Source organism: Christiangramia fulva (genome assembly GCF_003024155.1).
Lineage (GTDB): Bacteria > Bacteroidota > Bacteroidia > Flavobacteriales > Flavobacteriaceae > Christiangramia > Christiangramia fulva.
The window spans coordinates 1,918,365-1,942,649 of record NZ_CP028136.1 but is presented as its reverse complement, the minus strand read 5'-3'; the positions used below and the strand labels follow the sequence as shown (position 1 = coordinate 1,942,649).

The window sequence follows — 24,285 nt, the reverse complement described above, 5'->3', positions numbered from 1 at the left end:
TTGAAAGGCCATTTTAGAGGTATCTTCTATTATTGCGAATTACCTTTGATTAAAGGCATTCCACAACTCCTAACCGGCCTGGCCGTCGCCATCTATATCTTTGTGCAGATGCTTTTCCAGGGCCACCAGTGTTTTCTTTAGCACTTCTTTTGTTTCGGCTAGTTCAGTTTCAACTTTGCTTAACCGCTCTTCCATGGTATCAGCCTGTTTTTGCTGCTCGTCTAATTTGCTTTCCTGCATTAAGTCCCAAAATATTCCCATAATATTTGATTTTAATTTGTACTATTTTAAAAGTTCATTGTCCATTCTTCAAAGCCGCTAAAGTCAACTTTGTTTCCAGTACCTCCGGGTCCGGTATTGGTTCCTTTGAAAGTCCAATAATATCTGTAGGTATTTTTCTGCACTGTTAAACTATCCATCGTTAATCTGATATCTGGGAAAGCCTCCATATAGGATTGAGCGGTTGCTGCTATTTGTTTTCTCCCAACAGCTGGTTTTCCGTTGTTTACGGTCAGGGTTCCATCTTCGCCCATTGGCGCCCATAAAAATCTCCACAAATTAGCTGATATGCCTATCGCGGTAATTCCTGCTGCCTGGCCTACTCTAATACCATGTTGTACCAGAATATAGGGCAGGGTTACCGATACAAACCCAAAACTAATTCCTTCCGGTGCAGACAGGAAAAGAAAATTAAAAGGAGATGCTATGCCTTTTTGAACGCTCACCTATTTTTTGGTATTAGTTTCGGCTATTGTTTTAGTATCTACATATTGTTGAAATCCGGTTATCTTGCCATTATTCAGCGTCCATAAATGTGCGGCCTGAACATTATATTTTTCCCCATCTTTCCATTTACCGTCATAACGCAAAGTCGCCAAAACCTGGTTGTTATGCATTTCGTGCAATTGCACGTCTTCCAGTTTGAAATATTCATGTTCTGCCCCTATCCTGGCGAAAACACCGTTTAAGACCGCATCTGGACCTATATAAGGATTGCCTGCAGCATATTTGTTTCCTTCGGCTTCATTCCATACTATGTCGGGATCCATTCTCTGCAGAACACCGGGAATATCGCCTGCCTGAAAAGACTTATAAAGATTAGCGATCACTTCCATATTCCCGGGATCTGAAACCAAACCCAATTGCTGCATGAACGCCATATTATCCATAAAATCCTGCTCCTGGGCGATCCTTCCGTTTTTCATTTTGACCAGGGTTACGCCCTCAACATCTACAAGATTTCCGGTGGGAGGAATTCCGAAGAAATCGCCTGTATGTTTTCCATTAAAGCGCCAGTGCTTTACAATTTTATTTCCCTGGCCAAAAACGTCGATAATATCAAAAGTGATATCGGAAAATCCGGTAAGGAAATTCTGGTAATAGGCCTTAAAATCTGCGATCCCTACAATATTTTCGGGACTTGTAAGCATAACCACATTTTCATCAAAATTTTGGTTATTGATCTGATCGATCTGTCTTTTATTAATAATATTATCCCAGGTTGCAGTATACATTTCAATATTTTTCTCAACCTGATTTTGAGCAGAAATAGCCGGAGTACTTCCCAGTATAAAAACCAGTATTAAAAAGGGTATCTTCATTTTTTAGTTAGTTTAAATGAAATTATAGACCGGACCTGAAAGGCCCGGTATTTATATAAGGATTACTAATTATTTTCAAGAATTACATTCGTTCGGCCATTGCTTTAGAAAAATCACCGTAGATAAATTGTCTCACAATTTTGCCATTTTTGTTAAATGCGTCAAACATCACCATGGGAACCTTGAAAACTTCTCCTGTTTTTTTGGACTTTGCTGACCAGTTCCACCAGGACTGCACATATTCAACATCACCTTGCTCATAGTGTAGATAATCAGGATAACCAACCGCCTCCAGAGAAATATCGGTTAAATAATTCTCGTCATTTGTCCATCTTTCAATGGCATCGTTCATGGGTGCGAATTTTTCCATTCCGGATTGCCAGTACATTGCTGAATCGGCATAATACTTTTTAAGGGATTTAAAATCCTTACTAGTGTAATCTTTGACCGCATTGTTCACCACTTCTATATAAGGGTGCTTAATGTAAATGGTTCCGTTGGTTTCTTTCTGGGCAAATGCAGTTATTCCAAATAGAAATAACACTGCTGTGATCATGATTTTTTTCATTTTCTTGGTTTTTGGTTTATATTAATTATTAGTGTTTAGAAATTCACTCTTTATTCTTCAACTGCCTGCAGTATTCATAACTGTTAAAACTACCTGTTATCTTTTTGATGAAGGCTTTCTACCAAAAGTCCATAGTTCAACAAGGGTTAAGTTTCACTAGTTTCATCGCCTGTTCTTTGGGGATTTATCTTCAAAAAATCCCTTCAAATGAAGACACAGGCTTTTTCCAAAAATGAAATGCCTGTTAATGCAAAATGTACAGTATGGCCTTACCATACTGTACATTCGTTTATACTATTGCCTTTCAGCGACCTTAACGTTCCCGCTAATTCCGCTCAATTCTGGATGAAAGATCCATACTTCACTTTCACCACCATCGGTAAGATCATACCAGTCTTTTAAGAACTGGTCCCAACTTCCGGCACCATACATGTCGTCATATTTTTTTGAAATACTATTGTCCTCGCCCAGCCATGCAGATTTATCAAAAAAGGAAATGACTGCCAGGTCGCGACCTTCTTTGGAACTTCCAAATTCATTGGTATAGATACCATAAGTTTCATTAGGCGACTTTTCAGCGTAAGCTTTATTAATTTTTTCAATTAATTTCATAGCATCCTTTGCTTTACCCCTCTTAATGTCATAGTAGTCTACAAGCATATTTTTTATGGTAAAATCTTTTGGAAACCTGGAAAGTTCATTATGAAAGCGCCAGTAGCTCTGCTTACCACTTTCGGGCGTCATATAGGCTGCTACATTTAAATTCCAATCGGTATCATGCCCCGCTGCCTGAGCAGGTCTGTTATCTAAAGAGCTCCAGGGGAATGGTCCCATGGTCCAAACATAACTTCCGGTATTAGGACCGTTAGAAATCCAGTACATCCGAACCCCATAAGGACCCTCACTATGGTATTTTTTATTATGTGCCGCTATACCTTTCTCGAACTGTGCAATTTGAGTTGGATTGGGTGTTAATAATGCGTTTTCGAATACCATGTATTCGGCATTATCTTGTGATAGCATCAATAAAGGCGCTAACAGCAATAAAAAAACAGTTTTTTTCATAATTGTTGGTTTGTGCTCGCCTATGGCGAACGAGTTAGTATTGATTAATTTTAGTATCAATAAGCAGCAGATGTCTTTTCAACAGGTCTGCACTTCCTATTCAAATTTTTGTAGGGCAAATTGTGGATTTGGGGTAATACTGCGCATTTTCAGTCGCTGCAGATATCAATCTAAACCCCGGTAGGTGCGAAGGTTAGGCGGTTTTTTAGCCGGCAGTTATTCTTTAACGGCTATTTCTTCAGTAGTATTTTGTTCGGCTTCAAGCAGGGCTTGTATATCAGGCACAATTTCCGAATTATCCCAGTATCCAAACTCTTTGACGATTTTCCCGTCAACAAACTGGGCACTAATATGGGCGGGTATCGTATAAGTTTTATTATTTGCTTTCAGTGTCCCTTTCCAGATTCCCCAAAAGTTAACCCAGGTATTTCCCTTATCACTAACGGTCATTTCATATTCAGAATCATCATCAACATAATCCCAATCCTTAAAAAGAACAGCATCGGCTTTATTTTCTGCAATCAATTCAGCCAGGCTTTGCCCATTTTCTTCGGTTACATTGTTCATTATTTTAGCTGAGTCGGCATAATAGTTGGCCAACTCCTGCCAATCTTTATTCTCATAAGCGGCGATCACCTTTTTATAGGTGTCGATTTCAGGAGATTGTTCGGTATAGCGCTTTTCCTGCTGATTGCATGAAACAAAAAGGACAATACCAAGGCCTAAGAGATAAAACTTTTTCATTAATGATGGTTAAGGCTTAGGAAATAAAAGTAGTATGTTAAAATCGTCAAATCTTGTACAAATGCGACATTTTTAATTTTCTGAATTTCAGAAGCTTAAACCCCTAATTAAAATTATCTGGAAAGCAAATAATAGATAAAGTTCATGTCGAGGAGCACCATACTATTAGGTGATACCTTTAAATACTTTTTTATATATCTTGACATATGAGCCTGATCATAATACCCGGCCTGATCGGCCAGCTCTGTCCAGGTGATACCGGGATTTTGTTGAAGTTGGTTTATAAGACACTTAAACCTGTAGATCTGGCAATAAACTTTGGGTGATAAACCCAGCATTTTGGTAAAATGCCTCTCCAATGTTTTTCTCTGGTAATGACATTCATTTTCAATATCTGCCACGCTAATATCTCCTTTATTTATATGAATATATTCCACCACATCTTTCATTTTCCTTACCGGAAATTTCCGGGTTATTTGATCTTTGAAAAAACTATTCAGGATTTGAATTTGATCCTCATTCCTGTCACTCTGCTTTAAAGATGAGATAAGGGCTTCTGCTCTGTTTGCTTCTAAAAATTCATACAATGATTGGGAAGTATTGGTCAAAGCGGCCATATCATTTCCGAATAACTGATACATTCCCAAAGGCTGGAAAAATACCATAATAGATTTAATATGCCCAATTAATTCGCCATAGACAGGATAGGTTACCTGTCCCGTAGCAACCTCATTAGTAGAAAAAAAATAATCTTCCCTTAACTTCGAAACGATCTGTCCGGTAGAATTAGTGGTATTGATTATAAAGCCGCTCATGGCTAAGGGAGGAGAAAAATAGGGTTCACTCCTTCCTCCCGGTATTTCCAGGATCCCATAACTGGCAATAACTTCACGAAGTTCGGGTGGCGGTAAAAAGATAGTAGGCTCGGTCATGTAGGGATGTTTTGTAGGGAAATTTGAAATCATTAAAAAGAAAGCCGGAAAAAATCACTCTTTTTCCGGCTTTCAGAAAGTATTATACCGCCAGCTCTTTTTCTCCCCTGTGCATAAGAGCCAGTGAGAAGAAAATAGGTATGGCGATAAATGTTAGAAAAACATAATCATTTCCAGGTAGAATGGTCCCGGGTGAAAAAGTAGAAATTGTAAAGTAAATAAGGATTGGAAGCAAGCCAATTACGGCACCAATTAACATAAGATCCAAACCACTGGCTTTTCTTTCCTCAGCGTTGGAATTTAAAAATTTGCTTATGAGCGTTACCAGGGAAAGTCCGAAGTAAAAAATAATCACAGCACCTACAAAATACCGCACGAGCATATTTAAACTCTCGGTACTCTCGGGAAGTGTGAATTCCAGGATCCAGAAAAGCAAGGCTGCCAGAGCGGCGGGCAGGTAAAGAAGCTTTAAATTATACCTGCTTTTAGGCGGATAATTAAGCATATAATTTGCCAGGGCTCCAAAAGAGAACAACACAATAGAAATTGAAATGCTTCTAATTAACTGGTTAGCGATGCCCGGCGCTATATAAGGTCCCTCAAAAAAGACAAACCCAAAGCAAAGCATAAAAATTGCGAAAGTCCAGCTTAGACCTGTTTTTCTTCTATAATGCATAAAAACACCCAGCACAATAAAAATAACCCCTATTAAAAAACCCAGGATATTTAGGGTATTTTGTTTATCGGGTAAGGCTGCATAAGTGAGATCCAATTTCATTTCTTCACCATTTCTTGTGATCACATATTCTTTAGATTCACCTATTTTAGGCCGGGGCTGCATGCTTTGAGCTTTTGTATTGGCAACTGCAATTCCGCCCGTACTCATTATCACATCACCTTTTTTTAAGCCTGCGGCCTCAGCAGGACTTCCTTTTTCCACCTGTACTATGGTGTTGTTACCATCGGTAGAATAACCAGAATAGGTAAAGTTCTTCTGGTCGAGGACTCCAAGGATTCCCCACGCGATAAAAAGGATGCCTACTCCCAGCAGGACACCCACATGATCTTTTGGTTGATTTTCCATTTTTTTATTGGCTTTTGTTAATATTTGAAAATGGCGTACGCCTGTAATCTAAAGCTGAATTGGCTCGGTTCAGGAGCCTAATGGATAGGTTTGGAGGGGAATAACCCTAGCAATTTAAATAAATTTTTGGAAATATTTAACTTTAAATCAGTCAATTGGCGGCATATCTGAAATAAATCTTAAAAATCGGGCTGACCATTGTAAAAAAAGAAGATTTCCAAATTGGTTAATCTTTGAGTAATTCAGAATTTATTTCAGAACTATCCTCCAATCAATACCTTCCAATTATTTTTCAGAATTAGCCTGCGAAATTTCTATTTTTGTCGCATGAAAAAGAGAAAATTGCTCAACAGCGAACTCGACCGAAAAAGTATTTCGGAATTTCACCAGGCTGAAAAAACGCCTTTAATTGTTATTCTTGATAATGTAAGAAGCCTCAATAATATAGGTTCGGTTTTTCGCACTTCCGACGCATTTCTTATCAAAAAGATCTATTTATGCGGGATCACGGCCTGCCCTCCTCATAAAGACATTCGCAAAACCGCTCTTGGAGCGACAGAAAGCGTACACTGGGAATACCGGGAAAAAACCATCGAACTTGTAAAAGAGCTGCAGGCAGAGGGAACTAAGGTCTACGCTATCGAACAGGCCGAAGGTGCTGAAATGCTTAATGATTTCCAACCGGAACCGGGCATAAATGCCGTTGTCTTTGGCAACGAAGTGAAGGGTGTGCAGCAGGAGGTGGTTAGTGCCAGCGACGGAGTGATAGAAATCCCCCAACTAGGAAGCAAGCATTCTTTGAATATTTCGGTTAGCGCGGGCGTTGTGCTTTGGGATTTATTTAGTAAAATAAAGAAAATTTAAACCTGAGCAGGTGATTTTATCTGCCTTTCTATCTCTTCCAGCAACCATAGGTAATCTGCCCTGTTGTTCACAAAATCGAGGCCTGAAATATCAATGATCTGTACCTTCATACTGGTTTGTGACTTGATAAAATTCAAGTAGCTTTTATTGATTTCGACCAGGTAATCGGGTTGAATGTTCTGTTCGTAATCCCGGCCGCGCTTTTTGATATTTTCAAGTAAACGCCCGGTATTCTGGTATAGATAAACATATAAATCTGGTTTTACCAGTTCCTTATACATCAAATGAAAAAGCTTTTGATACAGCAAATATTCATCTTCATGAAGGGTGATTTTGGCAAAAATAAGGGACTTAAAAACATCGTAATCTGAAATCACGAAATCGGTAAAAAGATCGTATTGTGCCAGGTCATCAGAAAGCTGCTGATATCGATCGGCCAGAAAAGACATTTCCAGTGGAAAGGCATAACGCTCCTTATTTTCATAAAATTTTGGCAGAAAAGGATTGTCTTTAAAGCGTTCCAGAATAAGTTTAGCATTGAAATCCTGCGAAACCATGGTTGAAAAACTGGTTTTCCCCGCCCCGATATTCCCTTCAACGGCAATATATTTGCATTGCGGAAAATTGTATTTCCCGGCCGGATTCTTCAAAGTTTCTTCTATCACCGAAATGGAAGAATTATCTGATGTATTTTGGAGAATACTGCTCACCTTTTGTTTAAGAACGGGATGTACAAAAGAGGAAGCAATATCATTAAGAGGTTTTAAAACAAACAGACGATCGGCAATACAGGGATGGGGAATACTCAGCTCATCTTTAGCGACAATTTCGTTCCCGTAAAAAAGGATATCAAGATCGATATTCCGGTTTTGATAATTCTGCGTATCGCTACGTTTTCTACCCAGTTGCGCTTCTATTTCAAGTAGGATCTTCAATACCTCCCGGGAAGTTTTGCGGGTAGATACCTCCACACAGGCATTTAAAAAAGCCTGACCCTTAAACCCCCATGCCGGGGTTTCGTAAACTCTTGAAATATTCTTTATCCAGCCAATCTTTTTATGAATAGCTATGATTGATTGTTGCATATAATCCAGACGGTCACCAAGATTACTGCCAAGCGCAATTATGACTGTGTGCGGGGATCTCAAGACTTATTAAGAAAATTTTAAGAGGTAGTGCTAAATAATTTCACAGCAAATTAAGCAAAACAAAAGCACATACCCTTATTTTTGGTAAAAAGACTTCAAAAAAATTTGGCTAAAATTTACCTGAGAAAAAACGTGGGGGCGCAACAAATCTATATGATCCTCAGTGCCCTATTTATTGCTTCACTGGTTGTATCGAACCTGATCTTTCAAAAGTTTTTCCACTGGGATTTTTTCGGTCTGTACACTTTTGAAATTTCGGTGGGTATCCTGCCATATCCCGTCACTTTTCTAATAACAGATATTATTAGTGAGGTGTACGGAAAGAAAAAAGCCAACCAGGTGGTGACCACCGGTATTTTCGCCTCGTTCTTTTCTTTATTGATCATTTATATGTCTAATGCCGTGCCGGCAACCGATTGGTCTCCCGTTAATAATCACCTTTTTCAAAAGGTATTTGGCGCGACTGCCATTGCTGTTTTTGCTTCAATGGTCGCCTATTTACTGGCGCAATACATAGATATCCAGCTTTTTCATTTCTGGAAAAGACTCACCAAAGGCAAACATCTTTGGATCAGAAATAATTTCTCTACCTTCTTCTCCCAATTTGTCGATACCTTTTCGGTGTTGTTTTTGCTGTGTAGTTTCGGGAAGATCGACTGGAGTCTTTTCAACGGACTCCTATTAAGCGGGTTTCTTTTCAAGGTGCTGATCGCGATCCTTGATACGCCATTTCTTTATATGGCCGTTTATGCCTTGCGCAGCATTTTTGATCTTGAACCAGCCGAAGAATTACAGCTAAAAGAAGTATTAAATTAATTATATTTTACAGGTAAACCCGAAAAATAAAAATATGAAAAAGTTTCTGAAAATACTTGGGATAGCACTGCTAACAGTGGTCATTTTGCTGGTAGCAGCCCCTTTTGTTTTTGAAACTCAGCTAAAAGACCTGCTTCGAAAAAGCATCAATAAAAATGTGAACGCGAAGGTAGAATTCAGCGATATTGATCTTAGTATGTTCCGCAGTTTTCCAAAGGCTACGCTGGTAATTCATGACCTGAGCATTATTAATAATAAACCTTTTGAAGGAGACACTCTGGCCTTAAGTGATGAGGTGGTCCTGGAGATGTCTATCAAAGAACTTTTTAAAAGCAGCGATCAGCCCAAACGTATTGACCAGTTAAAACTCAATAATCCTTTCATCAATATAAAAGTCGACTCCCTGGGAAGGAATAATTATGATATTGCCACCAAAGATACTACCACTACCTCAGATTCAACTTCGATTTTTCGACTGGATCTGAAGCATTATGAATTGAATGATGCTCATATCAAATATGTAGATCAGCAGGGCAAGATCGCGCTGAATGTGGAAAATCTGCAACATCAGGGCAACGGAGATTTTTCCCTGGAAAAATCAAAATTAGAAACCTATTCAGAAGGTCTCGTCACCCTGGATTATGATGGCACCAACTATTTGAACCAAAATAAGATCTTATTGGATGCGGTATTTCTGATGGATCTGGAGCAAAATAAATACACTTTCCTTGAAAATGAAGCGCGAATTAACCAGTTGCCGCTAACCTTTGATGGTTATGTAGATGTAAATGAAAATAATAATGAGCTCGATATCACTTTCCAGACACCTTCTTCAGATTTTAAGAATTTTCTGGCGGTGATCCCGGAAGCCTATTCTAAAAATATCGAAAATGTCAAAACGGAGGGGAATTTTACAGTTAACGGAAGAATTCACGGAATAGTAGACGAGACCTATATCCCGGAAATGGATATTATGATCAAATCTAAAGACGCTTCCTTTAAATATCCCGATCTTCCAAAAAGTGTCCAGGATATAAGCCTTGATATTGATATTCTAAACGAAACCGGGCTGGCTACAGATACCTATGTAAACATTAACAATGTGAACTTCCGCATCGATCAGGATCGTTTTTCGGCACAGGGAAAACTGAGCAATATTACCGGAAATACTTTTGTCAACCTGAATGTGAACGGTACGGTGAATTTGGCTAATTTGAGCAAGGCATATCCGCTTGACCTGGAACAGGATCTTAATGGAATTCTTACCGCAAATGTGCAAACGAGTTTTGATATGAATTCGATAGAAAAGAAACAATATCAAAACGTCAACAGTAAGGGAACGGCAACAATCAGGAATTTCAGCTATCGTTCCCCCGAAATTCCTAATGAGGTTAAGGTGGCAAATGCCGACTTAATTTTTAACCAGGGAACGGTAAATGTCCCGGATCTTAAAATGAGTGTTGGAAAAAGTGATATTGCTGCTTCGGGAAAACTGGAAAATCTGATGGGATTCTTATTTTCAGATCAAAGCCTGAAGGGAAATTTTAAGGCAAATTCAAATTATTTCGCGGTAAGCGATTTCAAAACTCCAAATGTAAAAGAAGTTTCCACCACCGAAAATGATGAAAAGAAGAATGTTCCTCAGCCTTCAGAAAAAGATGCGATAAAAATTCCTTCGTTCCTTGATGTTAGCATGGCATTTAATGCAAAAAAGGTCATTTATGATAACATGGTTCTAAATAACGCGACCGGAACCCTGGTGATAAAAGATGAAGCCGTTCGCCTTGAAAATGTTAAAACCAATATTTTCAATGGTAGCATTGGCCTTGACGGAATAGTTTCAACCAAACAGGAAGTTCCCACTTTCAAAATGAACCTCGACCTCAACCAGCTGGATATTTCATCCTCTTTTAATGAACTGGATTTATTGCAGGGATTGGCTCCCATCGCAAAAGCCATCCAGGGAAAACTGCAGTCTAATTTAAGCCTTCAGGGAAATCTGGATGGGGACCTGGCTCCTATTTTAGGAAGTCTCAGCGGGCAGGCTCTTGCCCAGTTGTTAACAGCAGAAGTGAATCCTGCACAGATGCAGTTACTGGCACAATTAGATTCCCAGCTTAATTTTATTGATCTCAGCAAAATAGATCTCAATAATTTGAAGACCAAACTTACATTTAGCAACGGAATGGTGCAGGTCGATCCTTTCGATTTTAAAATAAAGGATATCACGGTAAATGTCTCAGGTTCTCACAGTTTCGATATGTCGATGAACTATAACCTTAAATTCGAGGTGCCGGCAAAATACCTCGGTTCACAGGTAGGCACTGCATTAAGTCAGCTTAGCGGAGAAACTATTCAAAATATGACAGTTGCCCTACCGGTAGATTTAACCGGAACTTTCGAAAATCCGAAGATCAATCTTAACATGCAGCAGGCGGTGAATAATCTCACACAAAAAATAGTAGCCCAACAAAAGCAAAAAGCAGAAAACAAGGCCATTGACGCGATCAATGATATTTTAAAAGGAAAAAGAAATCCTAATCAGCCATTTTATAAAACCAAAGAAGATTCCATAAAAGCGACCGATTCTACAAAAACACAGGCTCCTGCCACTAAAAAAGATTCTGTAAGCCAGGAAAAGCAAATCCAAAATGCCGCGAAAAATATTCTGGGAGGTATTTTGAAAAATGCCAAAAAGAAACCTGATACTACCAAACAGCAGTAAGCCGTAGGTTTTAAGCATTAAGCTATAGTTTGAAGTAAGAATTTAGAAGTACGAACCAGGAATCAAGAATCTGGAAATTTCCGAATAAAAGGAAATCAGTTATAATCGGTCCCCATATGAGACTGCTGCGGTCACTATCCTCCCTCGCAGTGACGAATAATTGTATAGTAATTGCGATCCGGACGAAGGCGGAGAATCAATCTCCTAAATAAAAAAAACCACTGTACCTGTTTTGTTTGATATTCGGCTTTTGGTTTCAAGACCTAAGCAAACGGCTTAGGGCTTAAGGCTTATAGCTTTAAGCTAAACAACCACTTTCAGCTCCACTACAAAACCTTCATGCCCACGTACATTGAAAACCGTTCCATCGCCAAAAATAAGATACTGTCCCTTAATTCCTTTTAAAACTCCTTCATAAAAAAGGCTTTTTTCGAGATTAAGTGTTTTAACCTGCGTGGGGAATTCAAGAACGGGAAATTTTATTTCCAGCTCTTCATTATTCGCCAGATAATATGGTTTAACTTCTTCGGGAAGAAAATCCTTTAATTTCTCGCGCTCTTCTGCCAGGTTAAGATCCAGGACATCATTGGTAAGCATTTTTCGCCAGTTCGTCTTGTCGCTCACATGATCTTTTAATGCGACTTCGGTAATTCCGGCAAGGTACCGGTTGGGAACTTCCACAATTTCTATGGCCTCATGAGCACCCTGGTCGATCCAGCGGGTTGGAATTTGAGATTTCCGGGTTACTCCTACTTTTACATCGCTCGAGTTGGCCAGATACACTACGTGCGGCTGTAACTGTGACCTTTTTTCAAAATCAAGATCCCGATCTTCCTCTTCCAGATGTGCTTTGCTCAATTCCGGGCGCATGATCCACTCCCCGGCCTGAGGAATACTGCTCCAGCAGTCATAACAGTAGCCCTGCCTGAAAATCTTTTTTTCGAGTCCGCAATTAAGACACTGATACCGCAGGAAATTGATGCTCAGCTTTTTATCCATCAGCTGATTGAGATTGATAAAATCTTTTTCAAAAACCAGGTAGTACTGGACCTCGTCGGTAATTTCGGTAAGCATTTTCTTTAAGACTCCTTCGTATCTCATCGGAATTATTTTAGACCTCCATTAATTTTTTTGCAGGCTTCAAAGATTAGATTATTTTTAACCAATAACCAACCGTCTTGCGCAAATCAAGGCTTAAAGATAGAAAGAAATAATGCCAATTCCATTAGTAAATTCGATAGCCTCATGGTTTTTAAAGAAGCGCATTCACCAGATGGAATTATTCCTGAAATACCCTTCTGAAGTTCAGAATGAGCTCCTTAAAAATCTGTTGATCAAAGCAAAAAGTACCGAATTTGGCAAAAGATATAACTTCTCAGAAATAAATTCCTACGAGACCTTCCGCGAACGCATTCCTATTCAGACATATGAAGACTATCAGGCTTGTATTGAGCGCAGCCGCCGTGGCGAGGTCAATATTTTCTGGCCAACTCCCATAAAATGGTTCGCAAAATCCAGCGGCACCACAAATGCAAAAAGTAAATTTATTCCCGTTAGCCAGGATTCACTCATGGATTGTCATTTTGCTGCCGGAAAGGACCTACTTTGTATTTATCTAAATAACAATCCGCAATCCCAGATGTTCACGGGTAAAAGTCTGCGTTTAGGTGGCAGCAAGGAGATCTACCGGGAAAATGGCACCGCCTATGGCGACCTCAGTGCGATCCTGATCGATAATTTGCCTTTCTGGGCTGAATTCAGCAGCACACCCAGTAATGAGGTTTCGCTGATGCACGACTGGGAGGTGAAAATGCCCGCAATTGTGAACGAAACCATCGATGAGAATGTGACCAGCCTCGCCGGAGTTCCAAGCTGGATGCTGGTTTTGCTGAATAATGTTCTGGAAACCACCGGTCATGAAAATCTTTTTGAGGTCTGGCCGCAACTGGAGGTTTATTTTCATGGGGGCGTTAGTTTTGAACCCTACGCACTACAGTATCAGAAGATTTTACCACAGGAAAACTTCAGGTTCTATGAGATCTATAATGCTTCGGAAGGTTTCTTCGCTTGCCAGGATCAGAATGATCAGAAAGATTTGCTGCTGATGCTGGATTACGGAATATTCTATGAATTTATTCCTATGGACAGCTACGGAACAGAGGAAGAACAGGCCATTCCGCTTGCCGAAGTTGAAGTAGGCAAAAATTACGCGGTAGTTATCACTACCAATGCCGGCCTCTGGCGATACAAAGTTGGTGATACTGTTAGGTTCACGAGCACTAATCCTTACAGGATAAGGGTTTCAGGAAGAACTAAACATCACATTAATGTTTTTGGCGAAGAGCTCATCATCGAAAATGCGGAAACTGCGCTAAAAAAAGTTTCCCTGGTTACCAATTGCGAAATTGTAGATTATACGGTCGCTCCTATTTTTATGAAAGGAAGAGAAAAAGGGTCTCATGAATGGATGATCGAATTCAAAACTCCGCCGAAAGATTTTGAGAAATTCAGAAATCAGCTTGATCTTGCGCTCCAGGAAATCAACAGTGATTACGAGGCTAAACGATACAACAACATGACCTTAAATAAGCCCACGATTCACCAGGCGCGGGAAAACCTTTTTTACGACTGGCTTAAAAAACACAATAAAGTAGGCGGTCAACATAAAGTTCCGCGGCTTTCTAATTCCAGATCTTATTTGGAAGAACTTTTAAAAATGAATTGAAGCTTTTCAAAAGAAAAACCTCCCGGGTTTTGAAAACCCGTGAGGTTTGATTTTTTTATCCCAACTCCTTAATTTATAACTCCTTTGCCGCTATCCCGGCGGCTTCAATAGTTTTATCCAGATCGTCGTAGGTAAGCGCCTCACTGATAAACCAGGTTTCAAATGCGCTCGGCGCGAGGTATATTCCGTTTTGCAGCATTCCGTGGAAAAATTTATTGAACATCCCATTGGAAGCCGATTTAGCAGAAGATTCAAAATCGGTTACCGCATCTTCCCCAAAATGTACCGAAATCATCGATCCGATTCTATTAATGCTATGCGGAACATGGTTCTCCTTCAAAACCTTATCAAGGCCTTTATGAAGATACTCGGTCTTTTTATCGATGCTTTCAAAAATATTGGGATTATCGTGCAATTCTTTCAGCATGGTATAACCCGCAGCCATTGCCAGCGGATTTCCGCTTAAAGTTCCCGCCTGGTAAACCGGCCCAACAGGAGCGAGATAATCCATAATTTCATTTCGTGCGGCAAAAGCCCCGACGGGAAGTCCGCCACCAATTACTTTTCCGAAGCAGAGAATATCGGCTTTAACACCCATTCTTTCCTGAACTCCTCCCGCGGCCAGGCGAAAGCCTGTCATCACCTCATCGAAAATGAGAAGAATTCCTGTCTCATCACAAATTTTCCGAAGACCTTCTAAAAAACCTTCTACAGGCGGGATACAGCCCATATTGCCGGCAACAGGTTCTAAAATGATACAGGCGATCTCCCCTTTATTGGCTTCGACCAGATGCTTTACATTCTCAAGATCGTTATATTTTGCCAGTAAGGTGTCTTTTGCCGTTCCACGGGTTACTCCCGGACTGTTAGGCATGCCAAAGGTCATTGCTCCACTTCCTGCCTGGATTAGAAAGGAATCGCTATGCCCATGATAACAACCCGCGAATTTTATTATTTTCTCTTTACCGGTAAAACCACGGGCGAGCCGAACCGCGCTCATACAGGCTTCGGTTCCTGAATTCACCATTCTTATCTTATCGATATTCGGAACCATTTTAACCGCCAGTTCAGCGATTTTTGTTTCCAACCCGGTGGGAGTACCAAATGAAGTTCCCTGTTTTGCCCTTTCCACTACCGCATCAACAACAGGTTTATGGGCATGGCCAAGGATCATAGGTCCCCAGGAATTGATATATTCGATCAATTTATTTCCGTCTTCATCAAACAAATAAGCGCCTTCGGCTTTTTTTATAAAAATTGGATCGCCGCCAACGGCTTTGAATGCACGAACCGGAGAATTAACACCTCCCGGAATTACTTTTTGCGCTTCTTTGAATAGTTCACTGCTTCTTTTATAGATCATAAAATTGTTCTAGTTCTGCTATTTTATACTTAAAACCTGGCCGATAGAAATGGTATTATCATTAAGGCCATTGGTTCTTTTAATTTCTTCGACTGTTGTGTTATACCTTTTGGCTATGGAATATAAAGTATCGCCTTTTACAACCGTATGCCTTTCTGAAGTTGAAGTCGCTTGTGGTGCGCGATCATTATTACTTGCAAGAGAAGATATCTGTGAATCGGGAACTTCAGAATCGTAACGGTATAACTTATATTTTTCAATAAGGTCGATGAGCTTATCAGGATAATGCCTGTCGGTTGCATAACCCGCTCTTCTCAAGCCATGCGCCCAGCCTTTGTAATCGTCGGCATCTAACTCAAAAAGTTCGGAATAGCGCGGACGATCTGCCAAAAATAACGAATGGTCCCGAAATGAATATCTGGCGTATTTATATTTTCTGAAGCACTCCTGCCTTCGATCGTCGTCATGATAGACCTTTTCGCCATTCCAGTCGTGACATTTTATTCCGAAATGATTATTTGCAGTCCGGGTAAGTTCTGAATTCCCGGCAGCAGATTCCAGGATACCCTGTGCAAGGGTAATACTTGCCGGAATATGATATAATTTCATTTCTTCCTGGGCGATTGGCGCGTAGGTTTCAATATATTTCTCGACGGTATAAGCGTATGAATCTTGTGGAGCCGAGGGTTCATCGGGCTCTTCAGTAACACGAGGAGTTTCATGTTGATGTCTTTCGGAGTGTTCTTCTTTATGGGTAACCACTTTTTTATGGCTTCCGCAGGAAAACACGAAAAAGGCTAATAATGGAAGGAAAAGAATTCGGCTGAATTTCATATCAGTAATTTATTTGAGGCATTTTTTTCTTTTTCAACATCTGGTTCATTCCTTCAATTCCCTGCAATCCGCCGGTGTGAATAGCCAGAATTTTAGAATCTGAAGGAAAATATCCTTTCTTTATAAGGTCAAAAATACCAAAAACTAACTTTCCAGTATAAACAGGATCCAGTTTGATTTGATAATCTTTATAAAATTGATTCAAAAAGGCGATTAATTCAGCGTTTGTCTTTGCATAACCGCCAAAATGATAGTTTAGTATGAGCTCCCAGTTAGACTTATTCACATGGTTTTCAACTTCTTGCCGCAAATAATCAGTTTTTAAGGCAGGAAATCCAAGAATTTTTTGATGTGCAGCGGAAGAATTTATGAGTCCGCTGATGGTGCCACCTGTACCCACACTCACGGCTATAAAATTAAAATTTTCATCCTCAGCTTTTAAAATCTCCTCGCAACCTTTAATCGCCAGTTCATTAGTACCACCTTCCGGGATTAGGTAAAATTGGCCAAATTCAGCCTTTAATTTTTTCTGAAAGGTTTCGGTATTTTTTTCACGATACTCACTTCTACTTACAAATTTGAAGTTCATTCCGCAGGTTCTGGCAAATTTAAGGGTGTGGCTCCATTTTTCTTCCTGAAATTCCAGCTCCTCTCCTCTTATAATACCTATAGTTTCGAAATTTGCCAATTTTCCGGCTGCTGCCAGAGCCGCGATATGATTGGAATGTGCGCCACCAAAGCTGAGAAGCCTTTCATAGCCTAGCTTTTCAGCTACGATGAGATTATATTTCAGTTTTCTGAATTTATTTCCAGAAACCTGCTCATGCAGCAAATCTTCCCTTTTTATCCATAATTCAATATTTCCGGGAAATTTCCGAATAAACTGATTGGGAATTTCAGCTTCATGAATATGAAAGAAATTGGGCATGCTGCAAAACTACAGGAATCTTTACAAAAATTTCAAAAAAGCCCAGAAAGGACGATTCTTAAGATAATCCAGATCATTTTCCCGCCGATAAGCCTCCCGCTCCAGGCTGATATTTCGATAAGCTCGCAGGGAATTTCCGCATTTTATATATCGAATAAGAAATTCTGCAACATACCACAGGTAAAAAAAGATCACCAGAAGTTCCAATTGCTGGCGAAGATGTATCTTTTCATGATTAATAAATGCCCTATCGGCTTTAAGCTCCTTGTTCCCAACAATTACAAAAGGCCAAAGGCTGATGCCTTTAAATCTGCCCGATAGCAGTCGTTTATTCACGATTAGAATCATGCATTCAAGATAAGAAATTGTAATTTAGCTCTATGAATTTTCAGAAAAAAAGAATACCACTCGAAGAAGGTGATTATTATCTTACTCCTGAGGGATATCGCTGCTTTACGGAGCAATATCTTCTGAAAAGAGGCTACTGCTGCGAGAGCGGATGCCGGCATTGCCCGTACGGATATAATAAAAAAACAAACCGACAAGAATAATAAGAATGAACTTCAAAGAACAGATACTGGAAGGAATTCCTGATGAGTTACCAAAAGCCAGGCCTTATGACGAATCGGTAAACCACGCGCCAAAGCGAAAAGAGATTCTGGATGATGAAGAAAAGAAACTGGCACTCGAGAATGCCTTGCGATATTTTGATAAAAAGCACCATAAAACACTTTTACCTGAATTCAGGGAAGAACTGGAAAAATACGGCCGCATTTATATGTACCGTTTTAAGCCTGACTATGATTTCTATGCAAGACCTTTAGAGGAATATCCCGGAAAAAGCATCCAGGCCAAGGCGATTATGCTGATGATCCAGAACAACCTTGATCCTGCCGTGGCACAGCATCCCGATGAATTGATCACTTACGGCGGAAATGGGGCGGTTTTTCAGAACTGGGCACAATACAGGCTGACCATGAAATACCTGGCGACGATGGACGAAAATCAAACGCTGGCGATGTATTCCGGTCACCCAATGGGACTTTTTCCTTCGCATCCAAACGCTCCCCGGGTGGTGGTGACCAACGGAATGATGATCCCTAATTATTCCAAACCTGACGACTGGGAGAAGTTCAATGCTCTGGGGGTCACCCAATACGGACAAATGACGGCTGGTAGTTATATGTATATTGGTCCGCAGGGAATCGTTCACGGCACCACCATCACTGTTTTGAATGCCGGCCGAAAAATATCAAAAGCAGGAGAAGATCTTAGCGGAAAATTATTTGTGACCTCAGGTCTTGGCGGAATGAGTGGTGCTCAGCCCAAAGCCGGAAATATAGCCGGTTGTATTACTATTTGCGCGGAAGTGAATCCCAAGGCGATTCAAACACGGCATTCCCAGGGCTGGGTAGATGAAGTGATCGAAGATCTGGGATCTTTAGCCGAAAGGGTAAAAAAGGCCAAAGAGAATAAGCAAGTGATTTCCATCGCTTACCACGGAAACATCGTGGAGGTATGGGAGTATTTTGCTGAAAAAGATATTTATATCGACCTGGGAAGTGACCAGACGTCGCTGCATAATCCCTGGGCCGGAGGTTATTACCCGGTAGCCCTAACTTTTGAAGAAGCACAGGAGATGATGGCATCCGATCCTGATCAATTTAAAGAAAAAGTAAGGGAAAGTCTGCGGCGACAGGCGGCCGCTATCAATAAACATACGGCAAAAGGCACTTATTTCTTTGATTATGGAAATGCTTTCCTTCTTGAGGCTTCCCGTGCAGGCGCCAATATTATGAAGGAAGACGGAAAAACTTTCAAATATCCGAGCTATGTGCAGGATATTATGGGCCCCATGTGTTTTGATTACGGTTTCGGCCCTTTCCGGTGGGTTTGTACTTCGGGAAAAGATGAGGACCTTCAGAAAACGGATGAGATCGCCGCCTCGGTTTTAGAAGAGCTGATGAAAAATTCTCCGGAAGAAATACGCCAGCAGATGCAGGATAATATCCAGTGGATCAAAGGAGCAAGAGAAAACAAGCTGGTAGTAGGTTCAAAAGCAAGGATCCTATACGCTGATGCCGAAGGCCGAATTAAGATCGCCAAAGCTTTTAACGATGCCATCGCAAAAAGAGAAATTGGCCCAATAGTTCTTGGCCGCGATCATCACGATGTTTCAGGAACCGATTCACCTTTCCGTGAAACCTCCAATATTTATGATGGTTCCAGCTTTACGGCAGACATGGCCATACAAAATGTGATTGGTGACAGCTTTCGAGGGGCTACCTGGGTAAGCATCCATAACGGCGGCGGAGTTGGTTGGGGTGAAGTTATCAACGGCGGCTTCGGCATGATTCTTGAAGGTAATTCAGCATCAGAAGAGCGCCTGAAATCCATGTTATTCTGGGATGTCAATAACGGGATCGCCAGAAGATCATGGGCCAGGAACCAGGATGCTGTTTTTACCGCGAAAAGAGCAATGGAGCTCAATCCGCAGTTAAAACTCACCCTACCCAATATGGTGGATCAGCGCCTTTTTGATGAATGATTTGTACAAATTAAATTCGGAACCCTATGAGATTTCTTAAAATTACACCAGTTCTGCTACTGTTTACACTGCTCATTACATCGTGCAGCTCAGTGCAGGTAGCTTCCGACTATGACCGCGAAGCAAATTTCGACAACTACAAGACCTATGCGTTTTTTAAACCTGGAATCGACAAAGCTGAGATTTCAGACCTCGACAAAAAAAGGATCTTACGGGCGATCGAAGACGAAATGCAGGAAAAAGGATTGACAAAATCTGAAAATCCAGACCTGTTGGTAAGCATTTTTACCAAGACCAATGAAAATATTAATATCTATCAGAACAATTATCCTTACTGGGGTTATGGCTGGGGCTGGAGCCCATGGTACTGGGGAGCAGGTTATAACAATGTAAACCGTACCAGCGAAGGAACCCTTTATATAGATTTAATAGACGCCTCTGACAAGGAACTGGTATGGCAGGGAATGGGAACCGCCGCCCTCGCCAGGGAAGTGAACCGCAAGCAGGAACGCATTAATGAGATCGTCTCTGAGATTATGGAAAAATATCCTCCGGGAAAAAAGAATGAATAACACCTAAAATAAAGCTCCTGTTAATGGGGCTTTTTTTAGCTCTTATCGTTACCTGAATTTTCACAATCTATTTCAATTTTTGTACTTTTAACGCAAACGTTATAGTTAATAACCTGATGATAGAAAAAATCGAATCGAACGAAGTGCTGGACCGACTTCCTGCGCATTTGAGGCAATATATAAAGCCTCAGAATTATGAGGATTATTCCTCAATAAATCAGGCAGTTTGGAGGTATGTGATGCGCAAGAACGTAGATTACCTGAGCAAGGTCGCCCATGAGTCTTACCTGGAAGGACTCAAGCAAACGGGAATTTCGATCGATCATATTCCTAATATGTACGGGATGAACCGCATCTTAAAGGAAATTGGCTGGGCTGCCGTAGCGGTTGACGGATTTATTCCGCCAGCGGCCTTTATGGAGTTCCAGGCCTATAACGTATTGGTGATCGCCAGTGATATTCGCCAGCTGGAACATATAGAATATACCCCTGCTCCAGATATAATACATGAAGGAGCCGGCCACGCGCCTATTATCGCAAATCCTGAATATGCCGAATATCTGAGAAGGTTCGGAGAAATTGGTTGTAAGGCGATCTCCAGTGCCCATGATTATGAGATCTATGAAGCCATCAGGGAACTTTCTATTTTAAAGGAAGCCGAAAACACTCCTAAGGAAAAAATCGAAGCGGTTGAAAAACGTGTGGATGAGCTTCAGAATGCCGAAGTTACGCCCAGCGAAATGGCACAGATAAGGAACCTGCACTGGTGGACAGTTGAATACGGCCTGATAGGCACTCCCGAAAATCCGAAGATCTATGGTGCCGGATTGCTTTCTTCTATTGGTGAAAGCAAATCCTGTATGACCGATGCAGTACCAAAACTCCCATACACGATCGAAGCTTCACATCAGGAATTCGATATTACAAAACCTCAGCCACAGCTATACGTAACTCCAGATTTTGCACATTTAAGCCTGGTTTTGGAAGAATTTGCCAATAAGATGGCGCTTCGCCGTGGGGGACTCGAAGGTGTGAAAAAACTTATCGATTCCAAAAATATTGGCTCCATAGAATTGAGTACGGGAATCCAGGTTTCTGGCAATTTTTCACGAGTGATAGAATATGAAGGTAAACCCGCTTACGTCCAAACTGAAGGAAAAACTGCCCTCTCCTATCGCGAAAAAGAACTTGTGGGCCACGGAATTTCAACACACCCTGAAGGTTTTGGTTCACCCATTGGTAAGTTGAAGGGAATAAATCTGGCTATAGAAGATATGAGTCCGCGGGATTTAAAGGCCTACGACATCTATGAAGGAAAGAATGTCGCTTTAGAATTCGAAGGCGGCATTCAAGTAGAAGGTGAGATCATTACCGGCACCCGAAACCTGCAGGGCAAGATCATTCTCATTAGTTTTAAAAATTGCACCGTTACCTACGGTGATGAAATACTTTTTAAACCCGACTGGGGACGCTATGATATGGCCGTTGGCAAAGAAATCATTTCAGCCTTTGCGGGACCTGCCGATCATGGATCATTTGATTTGATCACCCACACTCCTTCTTCCACTACCATCAAAAGCAAAAAAACACCCGAAAGGGAAGAACTCGAATCTCTGTACCAGGCGGTGCGAAATATTAGGAATGGTGAGAACACGAAATTCTCTTTGGAAGCTGCTTTTGATATTGTACGAAAACATCATCCCAAAGATTGGCTGCTTTCAGTAGAAATATATGAAATAGCCACAGAAGACGATCAGCGCTTTGCAGCTGAAGTAAAACAACATCTGGAAGAAGTTAAAAGACTAAGGCCAAATATCGCGCATTTAATCGACGACGGAATTGAAATGGCGCAAACCGGATTAGTAATTTCTTAAAGCTTCAGACTTTCAAAATCTTCTACATTTTTTATAGGCTGATTGCGATATTCCAGTGTCCATCCCATACTGCTGGTAAGAATATAGATCTTTTGAAGCTCGCTTATAAGGCGGTTTTGAGAATTGGTCATTAAGGAAGATTTTTCAATCTTTTCCCGAAGTCCTTTTTCAATTCGTTCTTTGATGCGGTTATAATCTTCTGCGTTAAACTGATTCAGATAATCCTGGGTAACATCATAATATTTTATGTTTGGATCTATCTTTAATTCTGGTTCGGGAATATTTTTAATGATAACCTTTTTGTTCTTCCTGTCAATTTCGGTTTCCATCTTACTGAGATCATACGCAACACTGGCTTCGGCATTAACGATGATCAGCGCCTTTTTTCGCGCAGAAAGGATATCCAGATAAAAACTCTTTGAATTCTTATAAGTAAAAACCTGGGTGAAATTGCCTTCGGTCACCACCAGCTTTCCAACATTTCGAATTTGATTCCTGATCAATTCGGTATTTTCTTCCAGGCTGTCTTTATCATTTTTGCGCTCCCTGATATACAGATAACTTAGAATGAGTACCGCGATAAACAGAAAAGCCAGTAAAAAATTTTTCATTATCAACTTTTAGGAAAAAAAGATAGGCAAAAAGAAAGAGAAGAAAAATGACAGAAATCTTAAAGAAAGTTAAGGAATAAAAAAACCAGAGGCCGGCCCCACCCGTACCTCTGGTATATTCTAAAATCTACCCCAACAAATTTTAGAAAACAAATCTTTGTAATTTATTGATTATTTGGGCTGTACAACCTTCTACAATCAGGTTTTATTACCTCAGATTTGCATGATAAAAATACGAATATTTTAATATAAAAGATAAAAATTGTGTTTCCTTTATATTAAAATTCTGATGATCCCAGTAATCATAGGGGCTCAGAAAAAGTAATTTCAGGGTGTTTTTCTTGAATTTCAGCGATTTTTGCTTGTATTTTCGTAAGAATTTTCTTATATGAATCTGAATTTTCTTCGCGAAAACGATGAGAAAGCGCCTTTTGAACAGCATCGATCTTAGGGTTAAGCTCAAGACTTTCGATATCTATCCACGCTTCAGAAAATATTTTCCATATATAATCTATTGCGGTTTCATTCGGGTGAAGCATATCTGAAGTGTAAAACCGATAATCTCTCAATTCATCCATCAGAACTTCATAGGAAGGAAAATAATGAAGTCTCGGATCATCTTCTTTTTCCAGAAAATTATGAAGTCCGCTTAGCAGATTTGCTTTACCACGCTGATTTTCGATCATCCCGTCTTTTAAATGCCGCACCGGTGAAACGGTAAAAAGAATGCTGGCCGATTTATTAATTTGAAATAAAGAGGTAGCAATCACTTTTAAAGCCTGCTCAATTTCCCCGATGGAAAACAGTTCTTTAATAAACTCTTTCTGAGGAATCTTATGGCAATTAGCCACAATACCTTCATAATTTTCATGCCGGTAGCCCCAGGCTGTGCCAAGACTAATAATAACATGCGAAGCGCGGCCTATGAAATTCCGGCTATGTTCCAGGGAAGCATTAAGATCAGAAAGGCATTCTTTTTCGGTTTTGCGGTTCATCCTGGAATGCGCTTCAAGACTGATCCATCTGCCGTTAAATTCCAGTATGTTCTCTCGTTTAAACTCCTTTTCCTGGCTTATCCTGTTTAAAAATCGGGCAATGGGAGCTGGATGAAAAATAATCCCGGTTGGATTCTGAAGGTTTTTATAGCGGAACCACTCCAGTTTAGAACCAATATTTTCAACAAAACAGGAACCCATAAGAAAGATTCCCGAGCTATGACTGATTTTCGGAAATCCGTTTTGCACTGGTACTTTTGTTCTAAACTCCATAATAAATAATAAGTC

The 24,285-nt window shown here is 40.4% G+C and carries 24 protein-coding genes; 8 read left to right on the top strand and 16 right to left on the bottom strand.

Annotated features, from left to right (window positions below; genetic code table 11):
• Positions 1-69: 69 nt before the first annotated feature.
• The 8 genes from C7S20_RS08925 to C7S20_RS08890 all read right to left on the bottom strand — a co-directional run bounded on the left by C7S20_RS08925 (position 70) and on the right by C7S20_RS08890 (position 5,994).
• Entirely contained in the window at positions 70-261 is a 192-nt protein-coding gene (locus tag C7S20_RS08925) for a hypothetical protein (protein WP_107012159.1), read from the bottom strand.
• A 26-nt stretch (positions 262-287) separates the two neighbouring features.
• The gene (locus tag C7S20_RS19765) at positions 288-725 is read right to left on the bottom strand and encodes an ester cyclase (RefSeq protein WP_227009140.1); all 438 of its coding nucleotides are present in this window, start codon (positions 723-725) and stop codon (positions 288-290) included.
• The gene (locus C7S20_RS19760; RefSeq protein ID WP_107012157.1) at positions 726-1,601 is read right to left on the bottom strand and encodes an ester cyclase; all 876 of its coding nucleotides are present in this window, start codon (positions 1,599-1,601) and stop codon (positions 726-728) included.
• Positions 1,602-1,683: 82 nt separating this feature from the next.
• Complete coding sequence (locus C7S20_RS08910) at positions 1,684-2,169, bottom strand: nuclear transport factor 2-like protein (RefSeq protein ID WP_107012156.1); 486 nt, start codon at positions 2,167-2,169, stop codon at positions 1,684-1,686.
• Positions 2,170-2,463: 294 nt separating this feature from the next.
• Complete coding sequence (locus C7S20_RS08905; RefSeq protein ID WP_227009139.1) at positions 2,464-3,234, bottom strand: hypothetical protein; 771 nt, start codon at positions 3,232-3,234, stop codon at positions 2,464-2,466.
• Positions 3,235-3,450: 216 nt separating this feature from the next.
• Positions 3,451-3,978, bottom strand: coding sequence for a nuclear transport factor 2 family protein (locus C7S20_RS08900; protein WP_107012155.1), 528 nt, complete (start codon positions 3,976-3,978; stop codon positions 3,451-3,453).
• A 113-nt stretch (positions 3,979-4,091) separates the two neighbouring features.
• Positions 4,092-4,910, bottom strand: coding sequence for a helix-turn-helix domain-containing protein (locus C7S20_RS08895; protein ID WP_159039905.1), 819 nt, complete (start codon positions 4,908-4,910; stop codon positions 4,092-4,094).
• Positions 4,911-4,992: 82 nt separating this feature from the next.
• The gene (locus C7S20_RS08890) at positions 4,993-5,994 is read right to left on the bottom strand and encodes a PDZ domain-containing protein (protein ID WP_107012153.1); all 1,002 of its coding nucleotides are present in this window, start codon (positions 5,992-5,994) and stop codon (positions 4,993-4,995) included.
• A 327-nt stretch (positions 5,995-6,321) separates the two neighbouring features.
• Here C7S20_RS08890 and C7S20_RS08885 point away from each other — a divergent pair, with 327 nt between their 5' ends.
• A complete protein-coding gene (locus tag C7S20_RS08885) occupies positions 6,322-6,858 on the top strand; it encodes an RNA methyltransferase (protein WP_107012152.1) in 537 nt (178 codons plus the stop codon).
• On the opposite strand, the gene folK is transcribed toward C7S20_RS08885, so the two are convergent.
• Positions 6,855-8,006: a 2-amino-4-hydroxy-6-hydroxymethyldihydropteridine diphosphokinase gene (gene folK / locus C7S20_RS08880; RefSeq protein ID WP_107012151.1), complete on the bottom strand. Its 1,152-nt coding sequence runs from the start codon at positions 8,004-8,006 to the stop codon at positions 6,855-6,857. The two genes, C7S20_RS08885 and folK, sit on opposite strands and share 4 nt — an antisense overlap.
• A gap of 153 nt (positions 8,007-8,159) precedes the next feature.
• Here folK and C7S20_RS08875 point away from each other — a divergent pair, with 153 nt between their 5' ends.
• The gene (locus tag C7S20_RS08875) at positions 8,160-8,822 is read left to right on the top strand and encodes a queuosine precursor transporter (protein WP_107014160.1); all 663 of its coding nucleotides are present in this window, start codon (positions 8,160-8,162) and stop codon (positions 8,820-8,822) included.
• Between the two features lie 34 nt (positions 8,823-8,856).
• Positions 8,857-11,547, top strand: a complete 2,691-nt coding sequence (locus C7S20_RS08870) for an AsmA family protein (protein ID WP_107012150.1) — start codon at positions 8,857-8,859, stop codon at positions 11,545-11,547.
• 303 nt (positions 11,548-11,850) lie between these two features.
• Here the strand turns inward: C7S20_RS08870 and C7S20_RS08865 are convergent, their stop codons facing one another.
• Positions 11,851-12,648, bottom strand: coding sequence for a DUF2797 domain-containing protein (locus C7S20_RS08865; protein ID WP_107012149.1), 798 nt, complete (start codon positions 12,646-12,648; stop codon positions 11,851-11,853).
• Positions 12,649-12,760: 112 nt separating this feature from the next.
• On the opposite strand from C7S20_RS08865, the gene C7S20_RS08860 reads away from it, so the two are divergent.
• The gene (locus tag C7S20_RS08860) at positions 12,761-14,272 is read left to right on the top strand and encodes a GH3 auxin-responsive promoter family protein (RefSeq protein ID WP_107012148.1); all 1,512 of its coding nucleotides are present in this window, start codon (positions 12,761-12,763) and stop codon (positions 14,270-14,272) included.
• A 73-nt stretch (positions 14,273-14,345) separates the two neighbouring features.
• On the opposite strand, the gene hemL is transcribed toward C7S20_RS08860, so the two are convergent.
• The 4 genes from hemL to C7S20_RS08840 are packed head-to-tail and all read right to left on the bottom strand — an operon-like array spanning position 14,346 to position 17,745.
• The gene (hemL, locus tag C7S20_RS08855) at positions 14,346-15,635 is read right to left on the bottom strand and encodes a glutamate-1-semialdehyde 2,1-aminomutase (RefSeq protein ID WP_107012147.1); all 1,290 of its coding nucleotides are present in this window, start codon (positions 15,633-15,635) and stop codon (positions 14,346-14,348) included.
• 18 nt (positions 15,636-15,653) lie between these two features.
• A complete protein-coding gene (locus C7S20_RS08850; RefSeq protein WP_107012146.1) occupies positions 15,654-16,469 on the bottom strand; it encodes a glucosaminidase domain-containing protein in 816 nt (271 codons plus the stop codon).
• Position 16,470: 1 nt separating this feature from the next.
• Positions 16,471-17,397 (bottom strand): 1-aminocyclopropane-1-carboxylate deaminase/D-cysteine desulfhydrase, encoded by a 927-nt coding sequence (locus tag C7S20_RS08845; RefSeq protein ID WP_107012145.1) that lies wholly within the window; start codon positions 17,395-17,397, stop codon positions 16,471-16,473.
• 21 nt (positions 17,398-17,418) lie between these two features.
• Positions 17,419-17,745 (bottom strand): hypothetical protein, encoded by a 327-nt coding sequence (locus C7S20_RS08840; RefSeq protein WP_107012144.1) that lies wholly within the window; start codon positions 17,743-17,745, stop codon positions 17,419-17,421.
• Positions 17,746-17,777: 32 nt separating this feature from the next.
• Here C7S20_RS08840 and C7S20_RS19535 point away from each other — a divergent pair, with 32 nt between their 5' ends.
• From C7S20_RS19535 to C7S20_RS08825, 4 genes are all read left to right on the top strand, one after another.
• On the top strand, positions 17,778-17,948 hold the full coding sequence (locus C7S20_RS19535) for a C1orf53 family protein (RefSeq protein WP_159039904.1): 171 nt from the start codon (positions 17,778-17,780) through the stop codon (positions 17,946-17,948).
• Positions 17,949-17,953: 5 nt separating this feature from the next.
• Positions 17,954-19,945 carry a urocanate hydratase gene (locus C7S20_RS08835; protein WP_107012143.1) on the top strand — a complete coding sequence of 664 codons (1,992 nt, stop codon included), beginning with the start codon at positions 17,954-17,956 and terminating at the stop codon, positions 19,943-19,945.
• A 26-nt stretch (positions 19,946-19,971) separates the two neighbouring features.
• A complete protein-coding gene (locus tag C7S20_RS08830) occupies positions 19,972-20,517 on the top strand; it encodes a DUF4136 domain-containing protein (protein ID WP_107012142.1) in 546 nt (181 codons plus the stop codon).
• A gap of 116 nt (positions 20,518-20,633) precedes the next feature.
• A complete protein-coding gene (locus tag C7S20_RS08825) occupies positions 20,634-22,391 on the top strand; it encodes an aromatic amino acid hydroxylase (protein ID WP_107012141.1) in 1,758 nt (585 codons plus the stop codon).
• On the opposite strand, the gene C7S20_RS08820 is transcribed toward C7S20_RS08825, so the two are convergent.
• Together C7S20_RS08820 and C7S20_RS08815 are read right to left on the bottom strand one after the other, a co-directional pair.
• Entirely contained in the window at positions 22,388-23,002 is a 615-nt protein-coding gene (locus C7S20_RS08820) for a DUF4230 domain-containing protein (protein ID WP_107012140.1), read from the bottom strand. The two genes, C7S20_RS08825 and C7S20_RS08820, sit on opposite strands and share 4 nt — an antisense overlap.
• 302 nt (positions 23,003-23,304) lie before the next feature.
• Positions 23,305-24,270: a GSCFA domain-containing protein gene (locus C7S20_RS08815; protein WP_107012139.1), complete on the bottom strand. Its 966-nt coding sequence runs from the start codon at positions 24,268-24,270 to the stop codon at positions 23,305-23,307.
• Positions 24,271-24,285 lie beyond the last annotated feature (15 nt).